Source organism: Anabaena sp. FACHB-595 (assembly GCF_048568275.1).
Lineage (GTDB): Bacteria > Cyanobacteriota > Cyanobacteriia > Cyanobacteriales > Nostocaceae > Trichormus.
This window is the reverse complement of sequence record NZ_CP183473.1, coordinates 5,454,837-5,476,301: the sequence shown is the minus strand read 5'-3', so window position 1 is coordinate 5,476,301 and position 21,465 is coordinate 5,454,837. Positions and strand designations below refer to the sequence as shown.

Genomic DNA, 21,465 nt, shown 5'->3' with positions numbered 1-21,465 from the left:
CGATAGAGGTAATCTACATCAAGCTTAAAGATGGATTTATACTCATAAAGCAGGAGAATAAAATTATGCTTTAAAAACACAGATGTACTTATAGGTCAATTTCTAAGTAAAACAATTTAAGTAATGTGTATATCAAATAGCCAGGCTGATGCCGCAAGTTTAATCTTGTAGTTTAGCTGTTTATCTTAAATTAGTTGTACTAGTTTTATCTAGTCTATTAGAACTGCACAAGGTATTTGAGAGAATGAATGCTTCTGCTAGCTTAACGCCATTTAACAGTCCAACGCCTCCATCTCTACCGATGATTTTGGATACTTTACCAGATCCTGCGATCGCTGGACATGGATGTCCTGCACGCACCAGGTTGCAAATTGATTTAATTTTACTGGCAATTGAAGCTTTAGAACTAGGTGGTTCTGAAGCTATCCTGACTTTTGCGGCAGAATTGGATTTAAAGGGAATTGTCAAAGACCGGGTGAATTTGTGGCGAATGCGGAGTTCTAACCCGATTAGACGAGCGCATATTCGCCGGCCTTTAACCATCATGGAAGCAAAGGCTTTAGTCGTTATCGCTTGTTACATAGCGAGGCGCTTAACAGTAGTTATTCGCCAGATGTTGATGATTTGTCAACAAATGAATGACAAGCAAATTCCCCTGGAACAGAATTTACGCCTATCTAATTATTTAGAAAGATTTAGAGCGCATTTTAAGAGTAGAATGAATGCCCGCCGTTTTGGTGCATTAGCATTAAATTCTGATGAGAAGTTAGATGAACTAGCGATAAATCTGTTAGGACAATTGTTATTTTGTACTGGTACTGCTGGGATGCAGCGATTTTGGATTAGTCTATTTGACGGTGAAGTGGAATGAATATTCAACGAAAGTACAGTCTACCTAATTGTACGTTGCTTTTAGAAGGATTAAGTGATGCCAGTAGAGGCGCAAATTTTCAGGAATTGCGCCCTGAACTGTCTATTTTGGTAAATGCAGAATGTTATTTATCTGGATACAATCAACCCTTGGTGGGAGGACGGGAATTTTTTGAAAGTTTAGTTCGAGCAGTAAGCGGTTATGCTCAAGAATTTTTGAGTAGTGTGCCGAATCCCCAAGCACACAACCAAGATTCAGAACTAGTGGAAATCCAAAAAATAGATACTAATCACCACAAGTTAATCGTACATTCTGAGAATGCGCCAGAGGAATTTAATACAAACGCTAATTATAATAAACAACCAATTGAAATAGATTTAAATACGGTGCAGTTGTTTGATTTGGTGGAAGCTGTAGATCAGTTTTTCGCTGACACCCAAACTTTACCGGAGTTATCACTAGAATTACAACCAGTTACTAGACGTTATGGTGGTGCTAGTCAACTTGTCCTGAAACAGGCAGTACCTGCAACTATTGGTGTTTCCAGTTTAGCTGTAGCAGCGATCGCCTTTAGTCTCATTCCTGCGCCACAAATACGTGTACCAGAGCCAAAACCAGAGGAGCAAACTAATTCCAATACTCCCACCACCAATCCCACCCCTGCATCAACAACCACACCCATAGCAGCAGCAACTCCCACAGCAACGGCTGTAACCATCCCAGAAGCAACTCCCACCGCCACACCCGCAGCCACAACACAACCCACCGTTAAAGATTTAGAAGCGCTTTTAAATACAGTCACAGAAATCACCGATCCTTCCCAACTTCGGGCATTAAATCGGCAAGTTTGGAACCAAATCGAGCCAGCTTGGAATAGTCGTTCCGCCGTGAAGGAAAATTTAATTTACCGTGTTGGTGTGGCTGCGGATGGAGCCATTGTAGGTTATAAAGCAGTGAATCAAGGAGCAAATGCAGGGATTGAATTAACACCTCTGCCCAACTTACTTTATAATCCGGCGAACCGTCCCCCCATTGCCAATGAACCGATCGCCCAATTTAAAGTAGTATTTACCAACAATGGCGTACTAGAAGTTAGTCCTTGGCGTGGTTATGTCAGAACACCAGAAGTAATCGGGGCAAAAATTACCGATACTAACACCGTCAAAGATTTGAACCAAAGACTTTTCGATACAGTACGTCAAAATTGGAGTGGTAAGCCCACCTTTACTAAAGATTTGAAGTATCGAGTAGCCGTCACCAAAGAAGGCACAATTGCTGACTATGAACCTCTAAATCAAGTAGCTTTTGACTATTTCCGCGAAACACCTTTACCCAGAATGTTCCAAGCTGTTTACGGTTCCAATGCAGCCGCACCTAACAACAAGGAACCTCTTGCACACTACCAAGTAGTCTTTCAACCCAGTGGCAAATTAGAAGTCACTCCTTGGCAGGGATATAGGTAACTGGGGATTGGAAATTGGGGATTGGGGATTAGGCATGAGGGATTGGGGAGAGAAAATGATTACTCAGCACTGCCTACACCCCTGCTAACAGCACTCAACGCTCCCCCTTTCCCTAGTACTCACGCTTCGCGTATCAATTTTTATACCAATTTGAAAAAAGAATGCGACAGATGTACAGACCCAAATGCTTGCTCTGTCTTGATTCTTAATTTTGAATTTTGAATTTTGAATTGGTATTAGTTGTCAGTTGTCAGTTGTTGAAAGGATCTGGTCTAATACCCCAACCCGCAAGTGGAGTGGTTTTTACATATCTTTGCCACTGACTACTGACCACTGACAAAACTCTATCTCCTTGTGGGGAGAGTTTTTATCTCGTAATTCTCCGCATATAATTTCCCCACAACTGGGCGGCTTGAGCGCTGCTACCAGAGGTAGGGGAATTATCATCGTTTCCTAGCCAAATACCGGTGACTAAGCGACGGTTGGGAATAAAGCCAATGAACCACAAGTCAACGTTTTTATCGGTTGTACCTGTTTTACCTGCTTCTCCTAAACCAATAGCGGCGCTACGTCCTGTACCTCTGGTAATCACAGCCTGCATTAAATCGGTCATTTGGTCGGCAATGGGTTGTGGTAAAACTCGCTTGTTAGCTTCGCGATCGCTATCAAAGGAATAAATCACACGACAGGTTTTAAGATCATTGCGATCGCTACAGTCGCTACTGTCTAAAATTCTGTTAATGGCATGGGGTGGATTCCATACACCACGATTACTAATCGCCCCAAAAGCCCCAGTCATCTCCAAAACATTAACAACACTCTGACCCAAAACTAAACCCGGTACTGCGTCAAGTTGAGACTTTACCCCCAAACGTTGCGCCATCGATACTACCTTATCTAACCCAACCTCTCTGGCAATTCTCAACGCCACAGGATTTTCCGACAGAGCCAATCCTGTAGCCACATCCATGTTCACACCAGCACCAGAACGACAAGGCCTGTAAGTAAATCCCTGCCAAGTCAAAGGAGCGCAAGAATATGTCCTAGATGCAGGTATTCCTTGTAACAGAGCTTGAGCATAGGCAAAAATTTTGAAGGTTGAGCCTGGTTGCCTTTTAGCTTGTACAGCCCGGTTGAACTGGCTAGTTCGATAATCTCTCCCACCTACCATTGCCAAAATACTACCAGTTCTACTATCCAGGGTCACCATTGCCCCTTGAGAAAAGCGAAAAGTTGACCCCGCCGTACTAACTGAATTCCGCAAAGCTGTTTCTGCTTGAGCTTGAATGGCTGGATCAAGTTGGGTTTCAATGATGTAATTGCCCTCCCTGGCTGCTCCTTCCCCTAAAATTGCTTCCAGTTCTTGGAACACATAGTTATAAAAATAGGGGGCAATTGTCTTGGCTTGTTGTTCACAAACCTTAGGGCTAACTTGGACAGTGGATCTTCTGGCTCGGTTCGCTTCTTCGGGCGTAACTTTACCCATTTCCAACATCCGCTTCACCACGCGATTGCGATAGTCGGCGGCTTCTAGTTTATTGGGGCCACTGCCACAAAAATCAAAAGCATTGGGCGCTGGTAAAATTCCCACTAAAGTGGCTGCTTCCGCCAAAGTTAATTCTTTAGCTGGTTTATCAAAATAAAATTGTGCTGCGTCTTCAAAACCGGAGGTATCTGCTCCCAAAAATACCCGATTTAGGTACATCAGCAAAACTTCATCTTTGCTGTAAAAGGCTTCTAGCTTCAAAGAAACTATCGCCTCTCGTAATTTTCGCCCCAGGGAGTCTTGTCTACCCACGTAATCACGAAACAAGCTCCGGGAGACTTGTTGGGTAATAGTACTGGCTCCTTGTTGGACATCGCCACTGCGAGTATTGATTAATACTGCTCGTAAAATCCCCAAAGGATCAACCCCAAAATGCCAGTTAAAGCGGCTATCCTCAGAAGCAACCACCGCCGCCGCCAAATAAGGGCCAAAATCTTCTAACCGCTTCATGTCTACATGAGAAACAGTCCGAGGCTCACGTAATGGGGTACTACCATCGCGGGCATAAACAACTACTGGAGCGCGAGTTGTTGTTGGTAAAGGCCTGACAGAAAATTTTAGCCATTCCACGCCAATAACCAATGCTAATAAGGCGCTAGCACCGCCTACACCGTAGCCTGCCCAAGTTGCCGCTTTTATATACCAGGGTGGCGGATCGACGTATTGTAGGCGCACAGAGGCAGCTAATTCTGGTGGCCCCAAGGTAAGAATATCCCCGTGGCGCAGTTCTAAGGTATTAACCCGCCGCTTACCGCGATAGATGCCGTTCGTAGAGTTTTCATCTTTAATGATGAAAACTGGGGTACGCTGGCTAGAATCCCGCGATAACGACAAATGAATTTGGCTAACTACTGGGTTACGAATCACTATATCGCTGGATTTAGAGCTACGACCGAGAACATAGCGATCGCCCAGTAGCGGATACACCTCTGCTTTATCCGCCCCCGCATCCTGCACCCAGAGTTCCGGTACCTTGGCATTAGGCTTGAGCGCTAGCTTGGAAAAGTCAACCCTAGCTTGAATTGTATTGACTGCTTGCGTCAGTTGACCAAGTAACGTTTGTGGCTTGTGAGGGGGTTGGGGGGAATTCATCGGCTATTTACATCACAATTTATTTGCACTGCGTGTGTCAGTTGTCATTTGTCATTGGTCAGTTGCTTTTGTTCTGGATTTAATTCCTATCCCCCTGTGGGTGATTTTAACAGTCTTGTCCCCAGGGAACACGCTACGCCTATGCCACTGACTACTGACTACTGACAAAACTCCATCACCTCGTAGGTGGAGTTTTTATTAGCTCAGATTCAGGCGAATACCAATCTCAACATTAGTCTTTCATCATTATTTTACTCTTAAGCCAAAAATAATTTCATTGTACGGGATTATTCTAGATTTAATCTTACACCAACATTATATCTAGACCGTAAATACACTTTGTTTACTTGATTACTTTATATCTACAGAGAAAATATTTGTAACTAATTAGTAATGCCCATTTTATCTGAATGCTAAACACTTAAACACAACATTTAACAGGTTTAATTTTGTACTTCTAGGAACTTCTCATCAATAAATTACAAATACAAATTTTACTGCTTGAACACATCCCACCCATAGACAACCAAGACAAACATCTTCCTAAATGAATATTTTCTAAAATTACATTGTCTGATTTAATGGTGCGAAGTGTTCCGTTTCGTGTGAGGTTAAGTTCAGAATGAAGGGAAAATCTCTGACTTTGATTGGTACAGCTTTGACTTTAGCTCTCACAGCTAATTTTGCTGTTGCACAATCTAGTAAATCCCAAATTGCCCAATCAAGTGAATCGTCCACCAGTTCACCAACGGAAATCCAGCTATCACCAGAAGGATTTGAAATTCTTTGTAAGCGTTTCCCCCTCAATTCCCGTTGTGAAGGCAATAGTGCAGTTACCCCTAGTGGTTCTAGTAATACTACCGTAGACACTCAGCCTGCATCTAGCGAAACTCCAGCAACCCCAGCGCCAGATAGCACCACTCTGCCTGCACCTAGCGAAGCTCCAGCAACCCCAGCGCCAGATAGCACCACTCTGCCTGCACCTAGCGAAGCTCCAGCAACCCCAGCGCCAGATAGCACCACTCTGCCTGCACCTAGCGAAGCTCCAGCAACCCCAGCGCCAGATAGCACCACTCTGCCTGCACCTAGCGAAGCTCCATTAACCCCAGCACCAGATAGCACCACTGTACCTGCACCTAGCGAAGCTCCAGTAACCCCATTACCAAGCAGTAATTCTCCTGGTACTGTTCCTGATTCTGGTGTACCTAAAATGCCTACTCCAGGTAACTAAGCTTTTCATTCCAGGTGGCTGAAAAACTATAGTGAAAAAAGAAAAAGGCTAGGAAGGATTGACCCTAGCCTTTTTCTCTATCTAGGCCTGTGATGAGAACTAGGTGGTTTCTGTAACGAAGCCAGTAGCAGGCAAACAATACCGATACTAATGAATGAATCTGCCATATTAAACACGGCAAAATTGATTAAGCGAAAATCTAGAAAATCAACTACATAACCTAAAGCAAACCGATCAATTCCATTACCCATAGCACCGCCCAGAATCAAGCCATAACCGAGTTGATCCCAACGATCTAAAACTGGCCCCAACAATGCCAACCCGATTAATAATAAACTTACTCCCAAGGATAACCAGCGTAGCCACTCTACTTTTCCGCTAAACAAACTAAAAGCTGCACCAGTATTTGTGACATAGGTAAAGTGAAATATTCCCGGTAAGATTGGTAGTGTCTCGCCTAAGCTAAAGGTTTGCACGACCCAGTATTTGGTCAGTTGGTCTACAAAGAAAGCAATAAAGGCAGCTATCCAGAAAAGGCGATTTTTGAAACGCATGGCAAGTTTAGTCAATAGTCAACAGTCCATAGTCAACAGTCAAAAGTCTATAGTCCAAAGCAGTCATCATTAACTAATGACTAATGACTAATGACTGATGACCAATGACTAATGACTAATAAAACATCAAGTGTCGCAACACATATGCTACTACAGAGACAGCACAGACTACAGCTAATTGCCCCGGAATCACCCACCAAGAGTAGACAAGGATCGATTGCATTAAGGGTATTGTGTCTGTGCCTTGCCAGTGGAAAAAAGACCTAATCATAAGATAAGCAATGCCACACAAGTGTACGCTTAATAAGCCACAAATACAGCTAAAAGTGAGAGACTCTATTTTAGGTCTGGCTTGAAAGGCAAAAAATCCACAAATCCAAGCTCCAGGAATGAAGCCTAGCAAATAACCAAATTGTGATGCTTTCACATAACCGATATTCCCGCCACCATCAGAAAAGACAGGGTGCAGAGTCAAACCCATAACTAGATAAGCAATTTGTGAGAGCGCACCAGCATTTTTGCCCCCTAAACAACCTACTAAAAGTACCGCACCAACTTGATAGCTGACACCTAATGAAAAGGTTTGGATTCCTGTCTGACTCCAATTCCAAGGTAAGGTAATACCATAAGCTTCTAAGAAAGTACCTCCCATTGTTAGGAGTAAGCCAATCATAGACCAAAGTAGTTGATTTGAGGCGGCAATCATTTATCAGGCACAAGGGGAAAGCAACAGCAACCAGTATAGGCATTAATTATGTGACTGGAATTCGTACTAATTTGTTCATATGTCCACTAGAATACTGAAGTTCGTTAGCTTGAATGGTTCTGAGTGCCGAGTAATGGGTATTGAGTGCTGTTAGGAATAGCGGGGCTTTGAGCCGCTTGTTGAGCGTTGAGTTAATAGCCGTGAATCATCACTCTCACTACTTTCTTTACTCCTTGCCCCTCTATTACTCAGTCCCCATCTCCCAGTCCCCAATCTCTAATTCCTTTTTTACCTATCCCGATGTGGACAGTTGATGGTGGGGACTGGGGACTAAAAGATTAATTAGACTAAATATTTTATCTCTGCTTTTATTGTGCTTTTTTTGATAAGAGCTTCATATAATTTATGTAATTTCCCTGTTGGCATAGGTTTTGTATGGACTGAAATTTAGAGTCAGCGATCGCCTACCAAGGAAAATGGATTCTCATAATAATTATTTGTCAGTTTGTTTCCATAATTCATGTATAAAGTTTTCCTCAGTACTATAGAGGAAAACTTGGGCAGTATATCTAAAAAAAATATATTTTTCTCTTGATTTAACCTTTCGTTAACCTTAACACCTATCTATAAGGGGTAGCGTAGAAGCGCCCATCTGAAAATTTCCTCAAACAGACAGCGATGCTCTCATATATCAAGAGAATTAAAAATAACCGCATTCCAGTATCAATTACCGTATTAACACTGGCGATGAGTTTAGCTGCTTGTGGTGGGCAGCAAGGCTCAGACAACACTGCAACTCAAGATGGTTCATCCGGCACAGCTAAAGATGCTACAGCTTCCAGCCCTGCAAAATTGGATCTTGGCGGCAATGTTTCATTAACTGGTGCAGGTGCATCTTTCCCTGCACCACTATATGCAAGTTGGTTTACAGATTTAAATAAAAAGTATCCCAATTTGCAAATTAACTATCAGTCAGTAGGTAGTGGTGCGGGAGTTGAGCAATTTATTCAAGGTACTGTAGACTTTGGTGCCAGCGACGTTGCCATGAAGGATGAAGAAATCCAGAAAGTTCAGAGAGGAGTGCTTTTGTTACCGGTGACTGCTGGTGGAATTGTACTAGCTTACAACTTGCCTGGTGTGACAGAATTGAATTTACCAAGAGTTGTTTATACAGATATTCTCCTGGGCAAAATCAAGACTTGGGACGCTCCAGAAATTAAAGCTGCTAACCCTAATGTCAACCTTCCCAGTCAACCAATTACGGTTGTGTATCGTTCTGATGGTAGTGGTACTACAGGAGTGTTTACCAAACACTTGGCTGCTGTCAGTCCAGAATGGAAAAGTAAGGTTGGTGAAGGTAAGTCTGTTTCTTGGCCAGTGGGAGTTGGTGGTAAGGGTAATGAAGGTGTTACTGCCCAAATTAAACAAACTCAAGGTGCTATAGGCTACATTGAGTATGGTTATGCTAAACAAAACAATATCAGCTATGCCACTTTGGAAAATAAAGCCGGCAAGTTTGTGAAATACAATGATGAGTCAGCATCTCAAACTCTAGCAGCAATCCAATTGCCAGAAAACCTACGTGCTTTTGTGCCAGACCCAGATGGAGATGGATCATATCCAATTGTCAGTTTCAGTTGGATTATGGCTTATAAAAATTATCCTGATCCAGTAAAAGCTAAAGCAATGGAGGCTGCCATTGAGTACGCTTTAACTGAAGGGCAGAAGATTTCTGGAGAATTAGGTTATATTCCCTTACCTCAAGCTGTAGTGCAGAAAACTGCTACTGTTGCTGACCAAATCAGTCCAGAATATAAAATATCTGTAAGTGGCAGTGGTACTAGTGCCAGCAAGTAGTAGCCACTAGTTGATCAGCTAATTTAACTTATGTTGTCGCTTTGATTGGAAGATTGAATTAGCTTATCTGAAATTTATCGGTACCTTAAACCGAAAGCACTAATCAAAGCGGCAATATTATTTAACTGGTGCTATCACACATTTTCTTCTGATTTAATCGTAAGAGTCAGTATTCATGGCTACAAATTCTCACGATCTGCCATCAGCAATTAAAAGTCGCTCTGAAGGAGAAAAGTCTCTAGACCGTGGCTTTGTTTGGTTAACTCGTATTTTTGCAATGGCGATCGCCGCCACCCTCTTATGGATTGCGTTTCAAGTAACTATTAGTGCTTGGCCTGCCATCCAGCAATTTGGCCTCGGCTTTTTAGCTAGAAGTGCGTGGAATCCAGTCACTAATGATTATGGGGTTTGGCCTCCAGTCTATGGAACTCTTGTAAGTTCTTTTATTGGGTTGCTAATAGCCATACCTATTGGTGTCGGTACAGCAGTGCTACTGAGTGAAAACTTTCTCCCATCTCAGGTGCGCGTAGTTTTAGTGTTTTTAGTAGAGTTGTTAGCTGCTATCCCCAGTGTTGTTTACGGTGTCTGGGGCATTTTTGTGTTGATTCCCATCCTCACCGGCGTTGGGCAATGGCTGAACACTTATTTTGGCTGGATACCCATTTTCAGCACGATTCCTACTGGCCCTGGAATGTTTCCCGCCGGAGTTATTTTGGCAATCATGACTTTACCTATCATCACAGCTATATCTCGTGATGCTTTGATTGCTGTACCACCTAGTTTACGCCAAGCATCTATAGGGTTGGGTGCAACTCGCTGGGAAACTATCTTTCAGATTATCATTCCAGCTGCTTTTTCTGGCATAGTTAGTGCCATCATGCTGGCACTTGGTCGAGCAATGGGAGAGACGATGGCTGTGACGATGTTGATTGGCAATGCCAACAATGTCAATATCTCGATTTTTGCACCAGCCAATACAATTTCTTCCTTGCTGGCAAATCAATTTTCAGAAGCTGGTGGTCTGCAAATTGCTGCTTTAATGTACGCTGCCTTAGTTCTATTCGGCTTAACTCTAATAGTGAATATTTTGGCAGAACTGATAGTTTTGCGCGTCAAGAGAATGTAGCCTAGCTGTGAGTTGGATTATGGAATCTGGTTTTGTTGAAAGGAGTTTAAATCGTAATTCCCAGTCTCCCCGGACGCTGTTTAATACAGCGATGACTGTTGTTGCCTTTATTTGTGGCGCATTGGCAATTTTACCCTTAATCGCGGTATTGTCTTATGTCCTAATTAGAGGCTTTAGTAGTTTAAGCTTAAGTGTATTTACTGAGTTGCCACCTGCACCTATGAGACCAGGGGGAGGATTTGGTAACGCTATCTTGGGGACACTGCTGATGGTGGGTATCGGTGCGGCAATCAGTATCCCATTTGGTGTGATGGCAGCAATTTATTTAACAGAGTTTAGCACTGGCTCATTGGCTAGATGGGTAAGGTTTGCTACTAATGTTCTCAGTGGTGTACCTTCTATCATTGCTGGGGTATTTGCCTATGGTATTGTAGTCTTGACACTAGTTAAGCTTAATCTAGGTTCCTACTCTGCACTCGGTGGAGGGTTCGCACTGGCAATCTTGATGTTGCCAATTATTGTAAAAACTACAGATGAAGCTTTGCAGTTAGTATCAAAAGATTTGCGACAGGCCTCTGTAGGTTTAGGTGCAACTAAATTTCAAACAGTGGCACAAGTTGTATTGCCAGCTGCCTTGCCAGCAATTGTGACAGGTTCAACCTTGGCGATCGCTCGCGCAGCCGGAGAAACTGCCCCGTTATTGTTTACAGCTTTATTCTCACCATTCTGGCCTGATAGCTTATTCAGACCCACTGCTTCCCTTGCTGTTTTAGTTTTTAACTTTGCAATTTCTCCCTTTCAAAATTGGCAGTCACTAGCTTGGGCTGCGTCTTTAATTTTAGTGTTGATGGTTCTCATCACCAGTATTATTGCACGCTGGGTAACTCGCCAAAAAGCTTAGACAATCGTCGATCAATAACGCAGTCTGCTATCCTTAAAATCTACACTAGACCATTTATGGCTACAAATACTAGCACGCTCAATAGCACAGAAACCGTTCTCAGAACGGAAAACCTCAATGTCTACTACGGCAAGTTTCTGGCTTTACAAAACATTTGGTTAGATATCCCCAAAAATAAGGTGACAGCCTTTATCGGCCCTTCTGGTTGTGGCAAAAGTACTCTGTTGCGCTGCTACAATCGTCTCAATGACTTGATTGAGTCATTTCGAGCAGAAGGTAAGATTTTCTACTACAGCAAAAACTTGTATGCACAAGACATTGACCCTGTAGAAGTACGTCGTCGGATTGGGATGGTATTTCAAAGACCAAACCCCTTTCCTAAGTCAATTTACGACAACATTGCCTTTGGAGCTAAAATCAACGGCTACAAAGGTAATATGGATGAGTTGGTTGAACGAAGCTTACGTAAAGCAGCGTTGTGGGATGAAGTTAAAGATAAACTGCGTCAAAGTGGTGCATCTTTATCTGGTGGACAACAACAAAGGTTATGTATCGCGCGAGCGATCGCTGTTCAACCAGAAATTATACTCATGGATGAACCTTGCTCTGCCTTAGATCCCATCTCTACTTTACGTGTAGAAGAACTGATCCACGAACTGAAAGAGCAATACACTATTGTTATCGTCACCCATAATATGCAGCAAGCTGCCCGTGTCTCTGACAGGACAGCGTTTTTCAACGTCCGGCCTACAGAAACAGGTGGTCGTATTGGCTATCTAGTAGAATACGATGCCACAGAATCAATTTTCAATAATCCCAAGCAGGAAGATACCAGAGACTACGTTAGCGGCAGATTCGGTTAAATATTGCTTATAACTTAATCTCTAGAATTAGGTATGCGCTGCATTCCTAATTTTGTTTTTTTTGGGGGATTAGAGAGTTTCACAGGTGTAGGTTTTTAATCAAGTGATGAGTGACGACTCTCACACTAACGCAAGAATAATATTTTTATCAATCTCTTCCTACACCCATAAATCCGTATTTTGATAGTGAGATGTAAAAAACCTACACCTATCAGGATTAGAGAGTGGGGTAGAGAAAGAAACATTTACTCAGCACTCATAATTTTAAGTGAGATTGACTTTCCAACTGCTTAAATCTGCTAAGGAGCGATCGCGGTAACGTCCATAACGCTCTGGTTTACTTTTGATTTTCATGCCCAAATCTGGCAGAATGCCAAAGTTAGGGGGCATTGGTTGGAAGTGTTTAGGCGAGGCAGAACTGATAAATTCTAATAATGCGCCTAACATTGTCGTTGGTGGTAATGCCAAGGGTTCTTTACCCAAAGCCAACCTTGCAGCATTGGTTCCCGCTAACCAACCACCTGCGGCTGCTGCTGTGTAGCCTTCTGTACCAATTAATTGTCCAGCCGCTAATAATGTGGGACGTTGCTTAAATTGTAGGGTGGGTAGCATTAACTGGGGTGCATTGATAAAGGTGTTGCGGTGCATGACTCCCAGCCGCACAAACTCCGCCTTTTCCAAACCGGGTATCATTTGAAATACTCGCTTTTGTTCACCCCAACGCAGATTAGTTTGGAAACCGACCATATTCCACAATTGACCGGCTTTATCTTCTTGTCGCAACTGCACCACCGCATAGGGACGTTCCCCAGTCCGGCTGTCAGACAAACCCACTGGCTTGACGGGGCCGTAGCGCATGGTATCTTCTCCTCGTTGCGCTAACTCTTCAATGGGGAGGCAAGCTTCAAAAAACTTGGCTGTTTCCCGTTCAAAGTCTTTAAGTTCTGTTTGTTCGGCTTTGCAGAGTTCTTCCCGAAACCGCAAATACTGTTCCTTATTCATCGGACAGTTGAGATAGGCGGCTTCACCTTTGTCATAGCGGGAAGCCATAAAAGCAATATCGCGGTTAATGGAATCACCGACAATGATGGGACTAGCCGCATCAAAAAAGCTCATGTATTCCATCCCCGTGAAGCGGTGCAAATCTGCCGCCAAGTCGGGACTAGTCAACGGCCCAGTGGCTAAAACCACAATCCCTTCGGGAATATATGGGACTTCACCACGGCGAAATTCCACTAAGGGATGGCTAGCAAGAGTTTGAGTTAAATCTTGCCCAAATTGACCCCGATCTACCGCTAGTGCGCCACCTGCGGGTACTGCGTGTTCATCAGCTTTGGCAATGACCACAGAACCCAGTTGGCGTAATTCTTCGTGCAGTAATCCCGCCGCGCGATCGCTTGCCATTGCCCCAAAGGAGTTACTACATACCAACTCTGCCAAGTGTTCTGTATGATGAGCAGGGCTGAAGCGTTTGGGACGCATTTCGTGTAAAATTACTGGCACTCCAGCCTGGGCGATTTGCCACGCAGCCTCTGTCCCAGCTAGTCCACCTCCAATTACTTGTATCGGTTGTTGATCCATAATTCAATACCCAATTTTACCCAGTTGTAGTTTGCTGGGAGTGCATATCACCAATATAGATGATACTGTTTGTCAGTCGGGCTTTTATCACTAGTTTATAAACACAGGCGATCGCCTACTGTGGGTGTTCCGCGATCGCTCAAGGCCTATTATTTATCTTCATTGGCTTTATGTTCTTGGTTTAGCTGGCGTTGACGTAGCTTAATAAAAACACGCTTAAATTTTTCAAAATCTTCTACACTAATTTCTGTCTGTTGCCATAATTTCCGTGTCATTAAACGCTCAAACCAATCTTGCAAATTGGGGTAGTTACTAAAACTAATCCCTAATTTTGGCAACAAAGATAAATCGGTTCCAGCCACAATATCAGCTAAAGTCAACTGTTCTCCACCATAATAAGATTCGTTACCTAAAGATTCTGATAAAAAGGCTAAGACCTTATTTATATGCTCATAAGCCTGCAAAAATTTTGACGAATTTTTATCCTCAAAAATCAAGGAAATCATTTTTGGTAATAGTTCATTTGTCGTCACCATCTGCACCATTCTTACTTTTGCTAAAGACTCAGCTTCTTTAGGTAACAGTGCAGGTGTAGGGTATTTAGCTTCCAAATAGTCCATGATTGCTAGAGATTCTACTACCCGAAAACCATTATCTAATATGACGGGAATATGATGAAATGGGTTGATTTCTAAAAATTCAGGTTGTAATTGATCGCCATCTAAGCTCATGATTATTGGCTCAAATATAATTTCTTTCTCTAGTAAGGTACGCCATACACGACGGGCCATAGGTGAACGATGATTGTAGTAGAAGTTGAGCATACGCTTTTACGCCTCAAAAAAAGACCGATGGGTTTGTAAGAAAATAAAAAAATCCTAAAAACTTTATTCACTACTTAATTTATTAATATTTAAATATTTTTGCTGTAATTCTTCAGGAATGCTAACTGGACGACCATTTTGTAAATTCACAAAAGCACCCTTCTGTTGAGCAACTGCTGCTAGTTGATTATTTGATAAAATCTCTGCTTGCACTGTCCATTTTAATCGTCCCAAATTACTCAGCCATAAGCGCCCAATTACTTTGTCTATCAACTTAATAGGACGTTTATATTCAATTTCTGTCCCAGCAAGTATAGGTACATATCCTTGTTCAATTTGTTGATGAATAGGAAAATGTTCTTCTAGAAACTTTAAACGTAAATCTTCTAACCACTTAATATACACAATGTTGCTGACAATCCCAGCAAAGTCAATTTCATAAGTTCTTACAGGTATTTGCAAAGTTACTTCTAATGCTCTATGTAAGTTATTTACTATTAGCATAGTTACACCTATTCATTTAAGACCTGTCGGTCGGTTTTTGTACAAAAAATAAACTATCCTTGAAGATAGATTATTCATAAAACTTTAAACTTCTACCTTGTAGCTAAGATTTAGCTCATCTCCAGGTATGCCCCTAATACCCCAATTCTGTTTGGGAATTTCAAAAAGTGTAATTTCAATATCATAAACTGAAATTCCGAATTTCTCGTCAACTTTTTTAAAAATATCTCTCAGTAGCTGTTTTTTAGTCTCTACTGAACGCCCTTCAAACATAATGATTTCAATAATTAAATAATTATCAGTTCTATCAGATGGATAGTAAAAATCTAATTTATCCAAGGGGAAGAACCGATGAAATCTCTTCTCAGGACTAATCTGTAAAACTTCAATTAAAGAGGTATGGAGAATATTTGATAGCTCTGCTTTAATTGGGTTTAGTTTTTCTGCTAAACCATAAACCTTAATTTGTACCATGAGTTTTTAGGATATTTTCTGTGTAATGATTCAGATGATTCACTGCCCTTTGCATATAAATAGTATCGTCATAAAGCTGGCTCATCATAATTGCACCTTCTAAAGTTGCAACTATGATAGTGGCAATTTCCTCAGCATTGACATGAGGCTCAATTTCTCCTCTCTCAATTCCCGTTTGAATGATTCGCCGAATCATATTCAGCCAAGAGTTCATCGCTTGTTGAGTGCGTTCCCGTAACGCTGGATGTGCATCATCACTTTCCACAGCCGTATTTAGTAACGGACATCCTCCGGGGATGGGTGGATTTTCTGCAAAACTACTAAAGACTGCAATTAGTGCTTGCACACGTTCTATAGCATTACGTTTGCTACGTAATGCAATTCTATAGTGTTTGCTGATGGAGGCGATCGCATAATCAAAAGCCTGTAGTGCTAATTCATCTTTGCTTTGGAAGTGATTATAAATTCCTCCTTTTTGCAATCCCGTTACACGCATGATGTCAGAAATAGACGAACCAGCGTATCCCTGTTGGTTAAACAGTTCCGCCGCCTGTTGGAGAATCCGAGTTTTTGTTTCTTCGCCTTTAGACATCTATTTACCGACCACTTGGTCTGATTGAGAATAACATAATAACTACTGGGGAGTCTAGAGATTAGTCATTAGTCCATAGTCCTATTCTTCTTGCTCCCCACTCCCCAATTTTTAAGCTGAGAGAGTTAAAATCTGCTCAACGACTTGAGAGTCTACATCTTTCTGTTCACCTAAGATTGCTAAACCATGCTTTTGTAAATTTTCTACAACTAGAGGAATGGTTTCTAGTCCTACACCGTAGTCAGATAGACGAGTGCGGACACCTACAGACTCAAAGAAATTGCGAGTTTTAGCGATCGCCTCATTTACTCTGTATTCTTCAGAACCATCGACAATGTTCCAGACTCGCTCTGCATATTGTAGGAGTTTTTGCCACTTGCGATCGCGTCTAATTGAGAGTGTGCTGGGTAAGACAATCGCCAAAGTTTGGGCGTGATCTAGACCATGCAGTGCAGTTAACTCATGACCAATCATGTGTGTAGCCCAATCTTGGGGTACTCCTGCACCAATTAGCCCATTGAGTGCCAAGGTTGCAGCCCATACCAAATTTGCCCTGGCATCGTAATCTGTAGGATTAGCTAGGGTTTTTGGCCCCTCTTCAATCAACGTTTTCAAAATAGATTCTGCCCATCGGTCTTGTAATGGTGCATTAACTGGATAAGTCAAATACTGTTCCATCACATGGGTGTAGGCATCAACAATGCCATTACCAATTTGTCTAGGCGGTAAGGAAAATGTTGTTTCTGGGTCAAGAACAGAGAAGCGAGGAAACACCAAGGGACTAGCAAAGAACAGCTTTTCTTTGGTTTCCCACTTAGTCACAACCGAGTTAGTATTCATTTCCGAACCTGTAGCTGGTAAGGTCAATACCGCCCCAAAAGGTACAGCCGCAGTCACAGGTGCTTGCTTGGCCAAGATGTCCCAAGGGTCACCAACAAAAGGAACCGCCGCCGCAATAAATTTAGTCCCATCCACAACTGAACCACCACCAACAGCCAAGAGAAAATCGATACCTTCTTGGCGTATTAATTCCACCGCCTTCAACAGAGTTTCTAAATGGGGGTTAGGTTCAATCCCACCAAACTCAAAGATTTTCCGTCCAGCCAATGCAGATTTAACCTGGTCGTACACACCATTGGCTTTAATGCTACCGCCACCGTAGGTAATAAGAATCTTAGCATCAGTCGGAATTTCGGCGGCAATATTAGCGATTTGACCTTTGCCAAATAAAATTTTGACTGGGTTGTAAAAAACAAAGTTTTCCATAAATGTTGAAACCAAGGAATAAAATTTTGCCTTGAGTATTGTAATCAGTTTTACTATTTCTGCGCCTGTACCCATCAATGAGTAGGCAATCCTCAGGAATGAGAAGCTTCACAAGTCCATCTGCTTTGTTTTGAGAAAAGATGCGAGACAAACACAAAAAACCAGGATGATATTAAAATTACTCAGCACCACCTTAGACATTGAATCAAAAAGCCAATGCAGATATTTAAGGTCATAGAAGAAGCCATTACAAAACCACCCATCCCCCACGAACCACATAAGCAATCATTGAAAGCTTGGGCTATGTATTGTCTACGAGATAGAGGCTTTAAAGTTATTTACGCTCAAAATGCTGATTTTGCTATTGAAATCAAGGGCGGAGAAAAATTTTACTTTAAAGTTTCCCATAGCCCCGTTGAGCAAAGTAGTTCTTTTAGCTCGATAGTTTGGGATAGCGCGACTAAAAACGCCAGTTTAATTCCCCAACAATCTTAATGGAGAGGTTTAGAGGTTAGGGGTGAAAAAAGCGAATTATAGCCGTAGCTAGATAGATTAGGACATCAAGCCAAGATCAAACCCTGACAACACAAGACTTTCAAGTCTGTCAACCGTCAACTGTCAACAGCTATACTACATCAGCACCCATAACTCCGCCATGCACAGAAAAATTTATTCCCTATCCTCTAGCCTCTTATTAATAATCATATGTTTCTTCGAGTCGAAACTAATCAAACCTTGTTGTTGTAACTTACCCATCAATCGTGTAATTGTCACTCTAGTAGTACAACAAGCACTGGCAATATCCTCATGAGTAAAACGTACACTTAAGCGAGTCTTTTCTCCTACAGGTTCACCGATTTCTTGTTTTAAAAACTGTAATAAATGATAGAGACGATCTTCTATTTTTCGTCTTCCAGTAATAACTAAAAAAGATTCTTTCTGCTGTAATTGCTGATTTATTTTTGGTAGCAAGATATGACTCAGCATCTGGGAAACAGCTATTTCTGCAAAATTTATTGATACTAATTCCACATCAGCAAGAGCCGTAGCTTGATAGATAGGTAACTTAGTCATACTAGAACCAAATACCATGTGTGTTTTTGCCAAACCCGTTAATACTTCTTCACCTGTTTCACAAAAAGTACTCAGCTTGACTAAACCTTGGCGAACATACCAAATAACTAAAGGATTAAGGGGGATATTCTCTCCTTTAGCATATACGTATACTGGACGGTTTTGACTGAGATAATTTTCATGATTGACTAAGCCTAAACTTTGCTGTTGGTTTTCATTAATGTGACTTAACAACCAGTGCAGGGATTTTATTTTACCATTTTGGCTCCGGACTACAGATATTGTTAGAAGCGCATCAAAAGATTCACCATGAAATTGGTGTAAGCGCACTATTAACTTTTTAGCCTTATCTGTCTGGAATAATTGATTGAGTTCACAGTGAAAGCTTTCCCGTTCTTCGAGGCGAATAAAATTAATTACTGACCTATCTACTAGGATATGTTTTGGTGCATTGAATAACTTTGTCGCAGTCAGGTTAGCTTCTTGAATAATTCCCTCAGCATTAGTTACTAAATACCCATCTGGTGCAAACTCAAACAAATCATGGTAGTGTTGGCGTTCTGCTTCCAATAAACTGCGTGTTTGTATAAGTTCCTCGTTTTGATGATAAAGTTCTTCGGCTGCCAGTTGTACTAGCTTGGAGTTACTGTAAAGCTCTTTAAAAGCCTGTGGTAGTAAATCTGGCGGAATCCAAGGCAAAACGCTAGCAGTTTGGTACAAATCTGCTAGTTGTTTATGTAATGCTTCTGCCCGTTGGATAAATAATTCTATGTTCACTGTAGATGCCTACGACTTGATGACAGAGGTTAGATAGTCGAATTTAATGCACTAATTAAACAGGAATAACAACACCTCTGGCACTGCCAAAGGTGAATTTTATAGTAAATATAATTAATAATTAAAATATCTCTCAAAGCCCAAACTCATTTGACAGCTTTCATAACTATTTAGACCTGAAAGGATATTGCTAATATGGCAAATACGTCCGCATTATTTTGGGAGTATAACTATCGGTGATCTCTAAATTATAAATATTAGACCATAGTATAAATTAGCTTTTTCAAAGGATAAATATACAAACAAACTGCTAAATTACCACTTTTTAATAATGATTTCCTCTATCTGTGGTTGGATAATTCACCAAAATTAGTAAAATATCAAATTGTGAGATAGTGCTGCTTTTTAGTAAGTAATGGACACACCCTGGATAATTATTAATTTTTCAGAATTATTACGCCTATTTATCAGCGTAGCTATTGGTGTATGGTCTTACGTCCGCCGCTAGCATCAAAACTGTTAAGACTATAGAGATAGGTCAGGTGTAAATGTTTAAAATTCTTACACCCAATTCCAATAGACAACCTGGTTGTAGAAATCCTGTCTAAATATCATCATGGTGAACATACCTCCACCACATCGAACAATTCCCCTAGTGGAAAACGGCAATAAATTCACCTGCGATCAAATTGCGTGTCGCCATAACGCCATCCCTGCCCAGAAACTAGCGGTGGCGATGAATTTGGAATACTTTGTGTAAATTTTCAATTGATGAGGAGGCTTGATGATGCTCCACTCTGTGGGCGATCGCCCACAGTATCTTATCTGGGATAACACACTACTAAAGCCTCTAACTGTGCCGTAGCATACTTGACAGTAGTTTAGTCAAATCATAGGGCATCTTGATTAGTAACGGCGTAAACTTTTTCAACATAAACACCCTACACTAGTTATAATTTCCTATAAGTTGAAAAAACTATTAAGATTTAGCGTAATCACTACGCTGCTTTCACACCCACTAGCTGACAACCACATTAGGAGGACTATCTATGGCGCTTGTACCATTGCGGCTGCTTTTGGATCACGCGGCTGAAAACGGTTACGGCATCCCAGCTTTCAACGTTAACAATTTGGAGCAGATTCAGGCAATCCTGAAGGCTGCTGCCGAGACAGATAGCCCCGTAATTTTGCAAGCTTCTCGTGGCGCTCGTAATTATGCAGGTGAAAACTTCCTCCGCCACCTGATTTTGGCTGCGGTAGAAACCTATCCTGAGATTCCCATCGTCATGCACCAGGATCATGGTAATGCTCCTTCTACCTGCTACTCAGCAATCAAGAACAACTTCACCAGCGTCATGATGGATGGTTCTTTAGAAGCTGATGCTAAAACCCCTGCTAGCTTCGAGTACAACGTCAATGTTACCCGCGAAGTTGTAAATGTAGCTCATGCTTTGGGCGTAAGTGTAGAAGGTGAACTCGGTTGTTTGGGTTCTCTGGAAACCGGTGCGGGTGAAGCTGAAGACGGACACGGTTTTGAAGGTACTCTTGACCATTCCCAACTGTTAACTGACCCCGATGAAGCTGTTAACTTCGTAGAAGCAACCCAAGTAGATGCTTTGGCTGTAGCTATCGGTACCAGCCACGGTGCTTACAAGTTTACCCGCAAACCCACCGGCGAAATTTTGGCTATCAGCCGCATTGAAGAAATTCACCGCCGTCTACCTAACACCCACTTGGTAATGCACGGTTCTTCTTCCGTACCTGAAGATTTAATCGCTTTGATTAACGAGTACGGTGGTGCTATTCCTGAAACCTACGGTGTACCTGTAGAAGAAATCCAAAAAGGTATCAAGAGTGGTGTTCGCAAAGTGAACATCGACACCGACAACCGCCTGGCTATCACTGCGGCTGTGCGCGAAGCTTTAGCAAAAAATCCCAAGGAGTTTGACCCCCGTCACTTCCTCAAGCCTTCTATTACATATATGCAGAAGGTTTGTGCAGAACGCTATGTACAATTCGGTACTGCTGGCAATGCTAGCAAGATTAAGCAAGTTTCTCTAGAAACTTTTGCTGCTAAGTATGCTAAAGGCGAATTGAACGCTATCAGCAAGGCTGCTGCTAAGGTTTAATTTTAGTCAAAGATAAATAGGGGCATGATTTTGC

General features: G+C 41.9%; 20 protein-coding genes. 10 read left to right on the top strand and 10 right to left on the bottom strand.

Going from position 1 to position 21,465, the window contains the following annotated elements:
• Positions 1–244: 244 nt before the first annotated feature.
• Positions 245–871 carry a DUF3038 domain-containing protein gene (locus tag ACN222_RS22890; RefSeq protein WP_010998713.1) on the top strand — a complete coding sequence of 209 codons (627 nt, stop codon included), beginning with the start codon at positions 245–247 and terminating at the stop codon, positions 869–871.
• Entirely contained in the window at positions 868–2,334 is a 1,467-nt protein-coding gene (locus ACN222_RS22885; RefSeq protein WP_044522236.1) for a DUF4335 domain-containing protein, read from the top strand. The genes ACN222_RS22890 and ACN222_RS22885 overlap by 4 nt, the downstream gene beginning before the upstream one ends.
• Positions 2,335–2,701: 367 nt before the next feature.
• Here the strand turns inward: ACN222_RS22885 and ACN222_RS22880 are convergent, their stop codons facing one another.
• Positions 2,702–4,972, bottom strand: coding sequence for a transglycosylase domain-containing protein (locus ACN222_RS22880; RefSeq protein ID WP_010998711.1), 2,271 nt, complete (start codon positions 4,970–4,972; stop codon positions 2,702–2,704).
• Positions 4,973–5,594: 622 nt separating this feature from the next.
• Between ACN222_RS22880 and ACN222_RS22875 the strand changes: the two genes are divergently transcribed.
• The gene (locus tag ACN222_RS22875; protein WP_010998710.1) at positions 5,595–6,203 is read left to right on the top strand and encodes a hypothetical protein; all 609 of its coding nucleotides are present in this window, start codon (positions 5,595–5,597) and stop codon (positions 6,201–6,203) included.
• A 77-nt stretch (positions 6,204–6,280) separates the two neighbouring features.
• Here the strand turns inward: ACN222_RS22875 and lspA are convergent, their stop codons facing one another.
• Entirely contained in the window at positions 6,281–6,757 is a 477-nt protein-coding gene (lspA, locus tag ACN222_RS22870) for a signal peptidase II (protein ID WP_010998709.1), read from the bottom strand.
• Positions 6,758–6,872: 115 nt separating this feature from the next.
• On the bottom strand, positions 6,873–7,463 hold the full coding sequence (locus ACN222_RS22865) for a biotin transporter BioY (RefSeq protein WP_010998708.1): 591 nt from the start codon (positions 7,461–7,463) through the stop codon (positions 6,873–6,875).
• 678 nt (positions 7,464–8,141) lie between these two features.
• Between ACN222_RS22865 and pstS the strand changes: the two genes are divergently transcribed.
• The 4 genes from pstS to pstB all read left to right on the top strand — a co-directional run bounded on the left by pstS (position 8,142) and on the right by pstB (position 12,210).
• The gene (pstS, locus tag ACN222_RS22860) at positions 8,142–9,320 is read left to right on the top strand and encodes a phosphate ABC transporter substrate-binding protein PstS (protein WP_010998707.1); all 1,179 of its coding nucleotides are present in this window, start codon (positions 8,142–8,144) and stop codon (positions 9,318–9,320) included.
• A 175-nt stretch (positions 9,321–9,495) separates the two neighbouring features.
• A complete protein-coding gene (gene pstC, locus ACN222_RS22855; protein WP_010998706.1) occupies positions 9,496–10,446 on the top strand; it encodes a phosphate ABC transporter permease subunit PstC in 951 nt (316 codons plus the stop codon).
• Positions 10,447–10,465: 19 nt separating this feature from the next.
• Positions 10,466–11,347, top strand: coding sequence for a phosphate ABC transporter permease PstA (pstA, locus tag ACN222_RS22850; RefSeq protein ID WP_044522230.1), 882 nt, complete (start codon positions 10,466–10,468; stop codon positions 11,345–11,347).
• A 56-nt stretch (positions 11,348–11,403) separates the two neighbouring features.
• Entirely contained in the window at positions 11,404–12,210 is an 807-nt protein-coding gene (gene pstB / locus ACN222_RS22845) for a phosphate ABC transporter ATP-binding protein PstB (protein ID WP_010998704.1), read from the top strand.
• A gap of 264 nt (positions 12,211–12,474) precedes the next feature.
• On the opposite strand, the gene trmFO is transcribed toward pstB, so the two are convergent.
• The 6 genes from trmFO to ACN222_RS22815 all read right to left on the bottom strand — a co-directional run bounded on the left by trmFO (position 12,475) and on the right by ACN222_RS22815 (position 17,451).
• Positions 12,475–13,791 (bottom strand): FADH(2)-oxidizing methylenetetrahydrofolate--tRNA-(uracil(54)-C(5))-methyltransferase TrmFO, encoded by a 1,317-nt coding sequence (gene trmFO / locus ACN222_RS22840; protein WP_010998703.1) that lies wholly within the window; start codon positions 13,789–13,791, stop codon positions 12,475–12,477.
• Positions 13,792–13,940: 149 nt separating this feature from the next.
• Positions 13,941–14,615, bottom strand: a complete 675-nt coding sequence (locus ACN222_RS22835) for a glutathione S-transferase family protein (RefSeq protein WP_010998702.1) — start codon at positions 14,613–14,615, stop codon at positions 13,941–13,943.
• A 63-nt stretch (positions 14,616–14,678) separates the two neighbouring features.
• Positions 14,679–15,119 (bottom strand): acyl-CoA thioesterase, encoded by a 441-nt coding sequence (locus tag ACN222_RS22830; protein ID WP_010998701.1) that lies wholly within the window; start codon positions 15,117–15,119, stop codon positions 14,679–14,681.
• A gap of 84 nt (positions 15,120–15,203) precedes the next feature.
• Positions 15,204–15,593: a tautomerase family protein gene (locus ACN222_RS22825; protein ID WP_010998700.1), complete on the bottom strand. Its 390-nt coding sequence runs from the start codon at positions 15,591–15,593 to the stop codon at positions 15,204–15,206.
• Complete coding sequence (locus ACN222_RS22820; RefSeq protein WP_010998699.1) at positions 15,580–16,185, bottom strand: TetR/AcrR family transcriptional regulator; 606 nt, start codon at positions 16,183–16,185, stop codon at positions 15,580–15,582. The genes ACN222_RS22825 and ACN222_RS22820 overlap by 14 nt, the downstream gene beginning before the upstream one ends.
• 111 nt (positions 16,186–16,296) lie before the next feature.
• Positions 16,297–17,451: an iron-containing alcohol dehydrogenase gene (locus ACN222_RS22815; protein ID WP_010998698.1), complete on the bottom strand. Its 1,155-nt coding sequence runs from the start codon at positions 17,449–17,451 to the stop codon at positions 16,297–16,299.
• A gap of 216 nt (positions 17,452–17,667) precedes the next feature.
• Between ACN222_RS22815 and ACN222_RS22810 the strand changes: the two genes are divergently transcribed.
• A complete protein-coding gene (locus ACN222_RS22810; protein WP_010998697.1) occupies positions 17,668–17,946 on the top strand; it encodes a hypothetical protein in 279 nt (92 codons plus the stop codon).
• A 174-nt stretch (positions 17,947–18,120) separates the two neighbouring features.
• Here ACN222_RS22810 and ACN222_RS22805 read toward each other — a convergent pair whose 3' ends face one another.
• On the bottom strand, positions 18,121–19,302 hold the full coding sequence (locus ACN222_RS22805; protein ID WP_010998696.1) for a helix-turn-helix domain-containing protein: 1,182 nt from the start codon (positions 19,300–19,302) through the stop codon (positions 18,121–18,123).
• Positions 19,303–19,918: 616 nt separating this feature from the next.
• Between ACN222_RS22805 and ACN222_RS22800 the strand changes: the two genes are divergently transcribed.
• Together ACN222_RS22800 and fba are read left to right on the top strand one after the other, a co-directional pair.
• Entirely contained in the window at positions 19,919–20,062 is a 144-nt protein-coding gene (locus ACN222_RS22800) for a hypothetical protein (RefSeq protein ID WP_158303723.1), read from the top strand.
• Positions 20,063–20,351: 289 nt separating this feature from the next.
• On the top strand, positions 20,352–21,431 hold the full coding sequence (fba, locus tag ACN222_RS22795) for a class II fructose-bisphosphate aldolase (protein WP_010998695.1): 1,080 nt from the start codon (positions 20,352–20,354) through the stop codon (positions 21,429–21,431).
• Positions 21,432–21,465 lie beyond the last annotated feature (34 nt).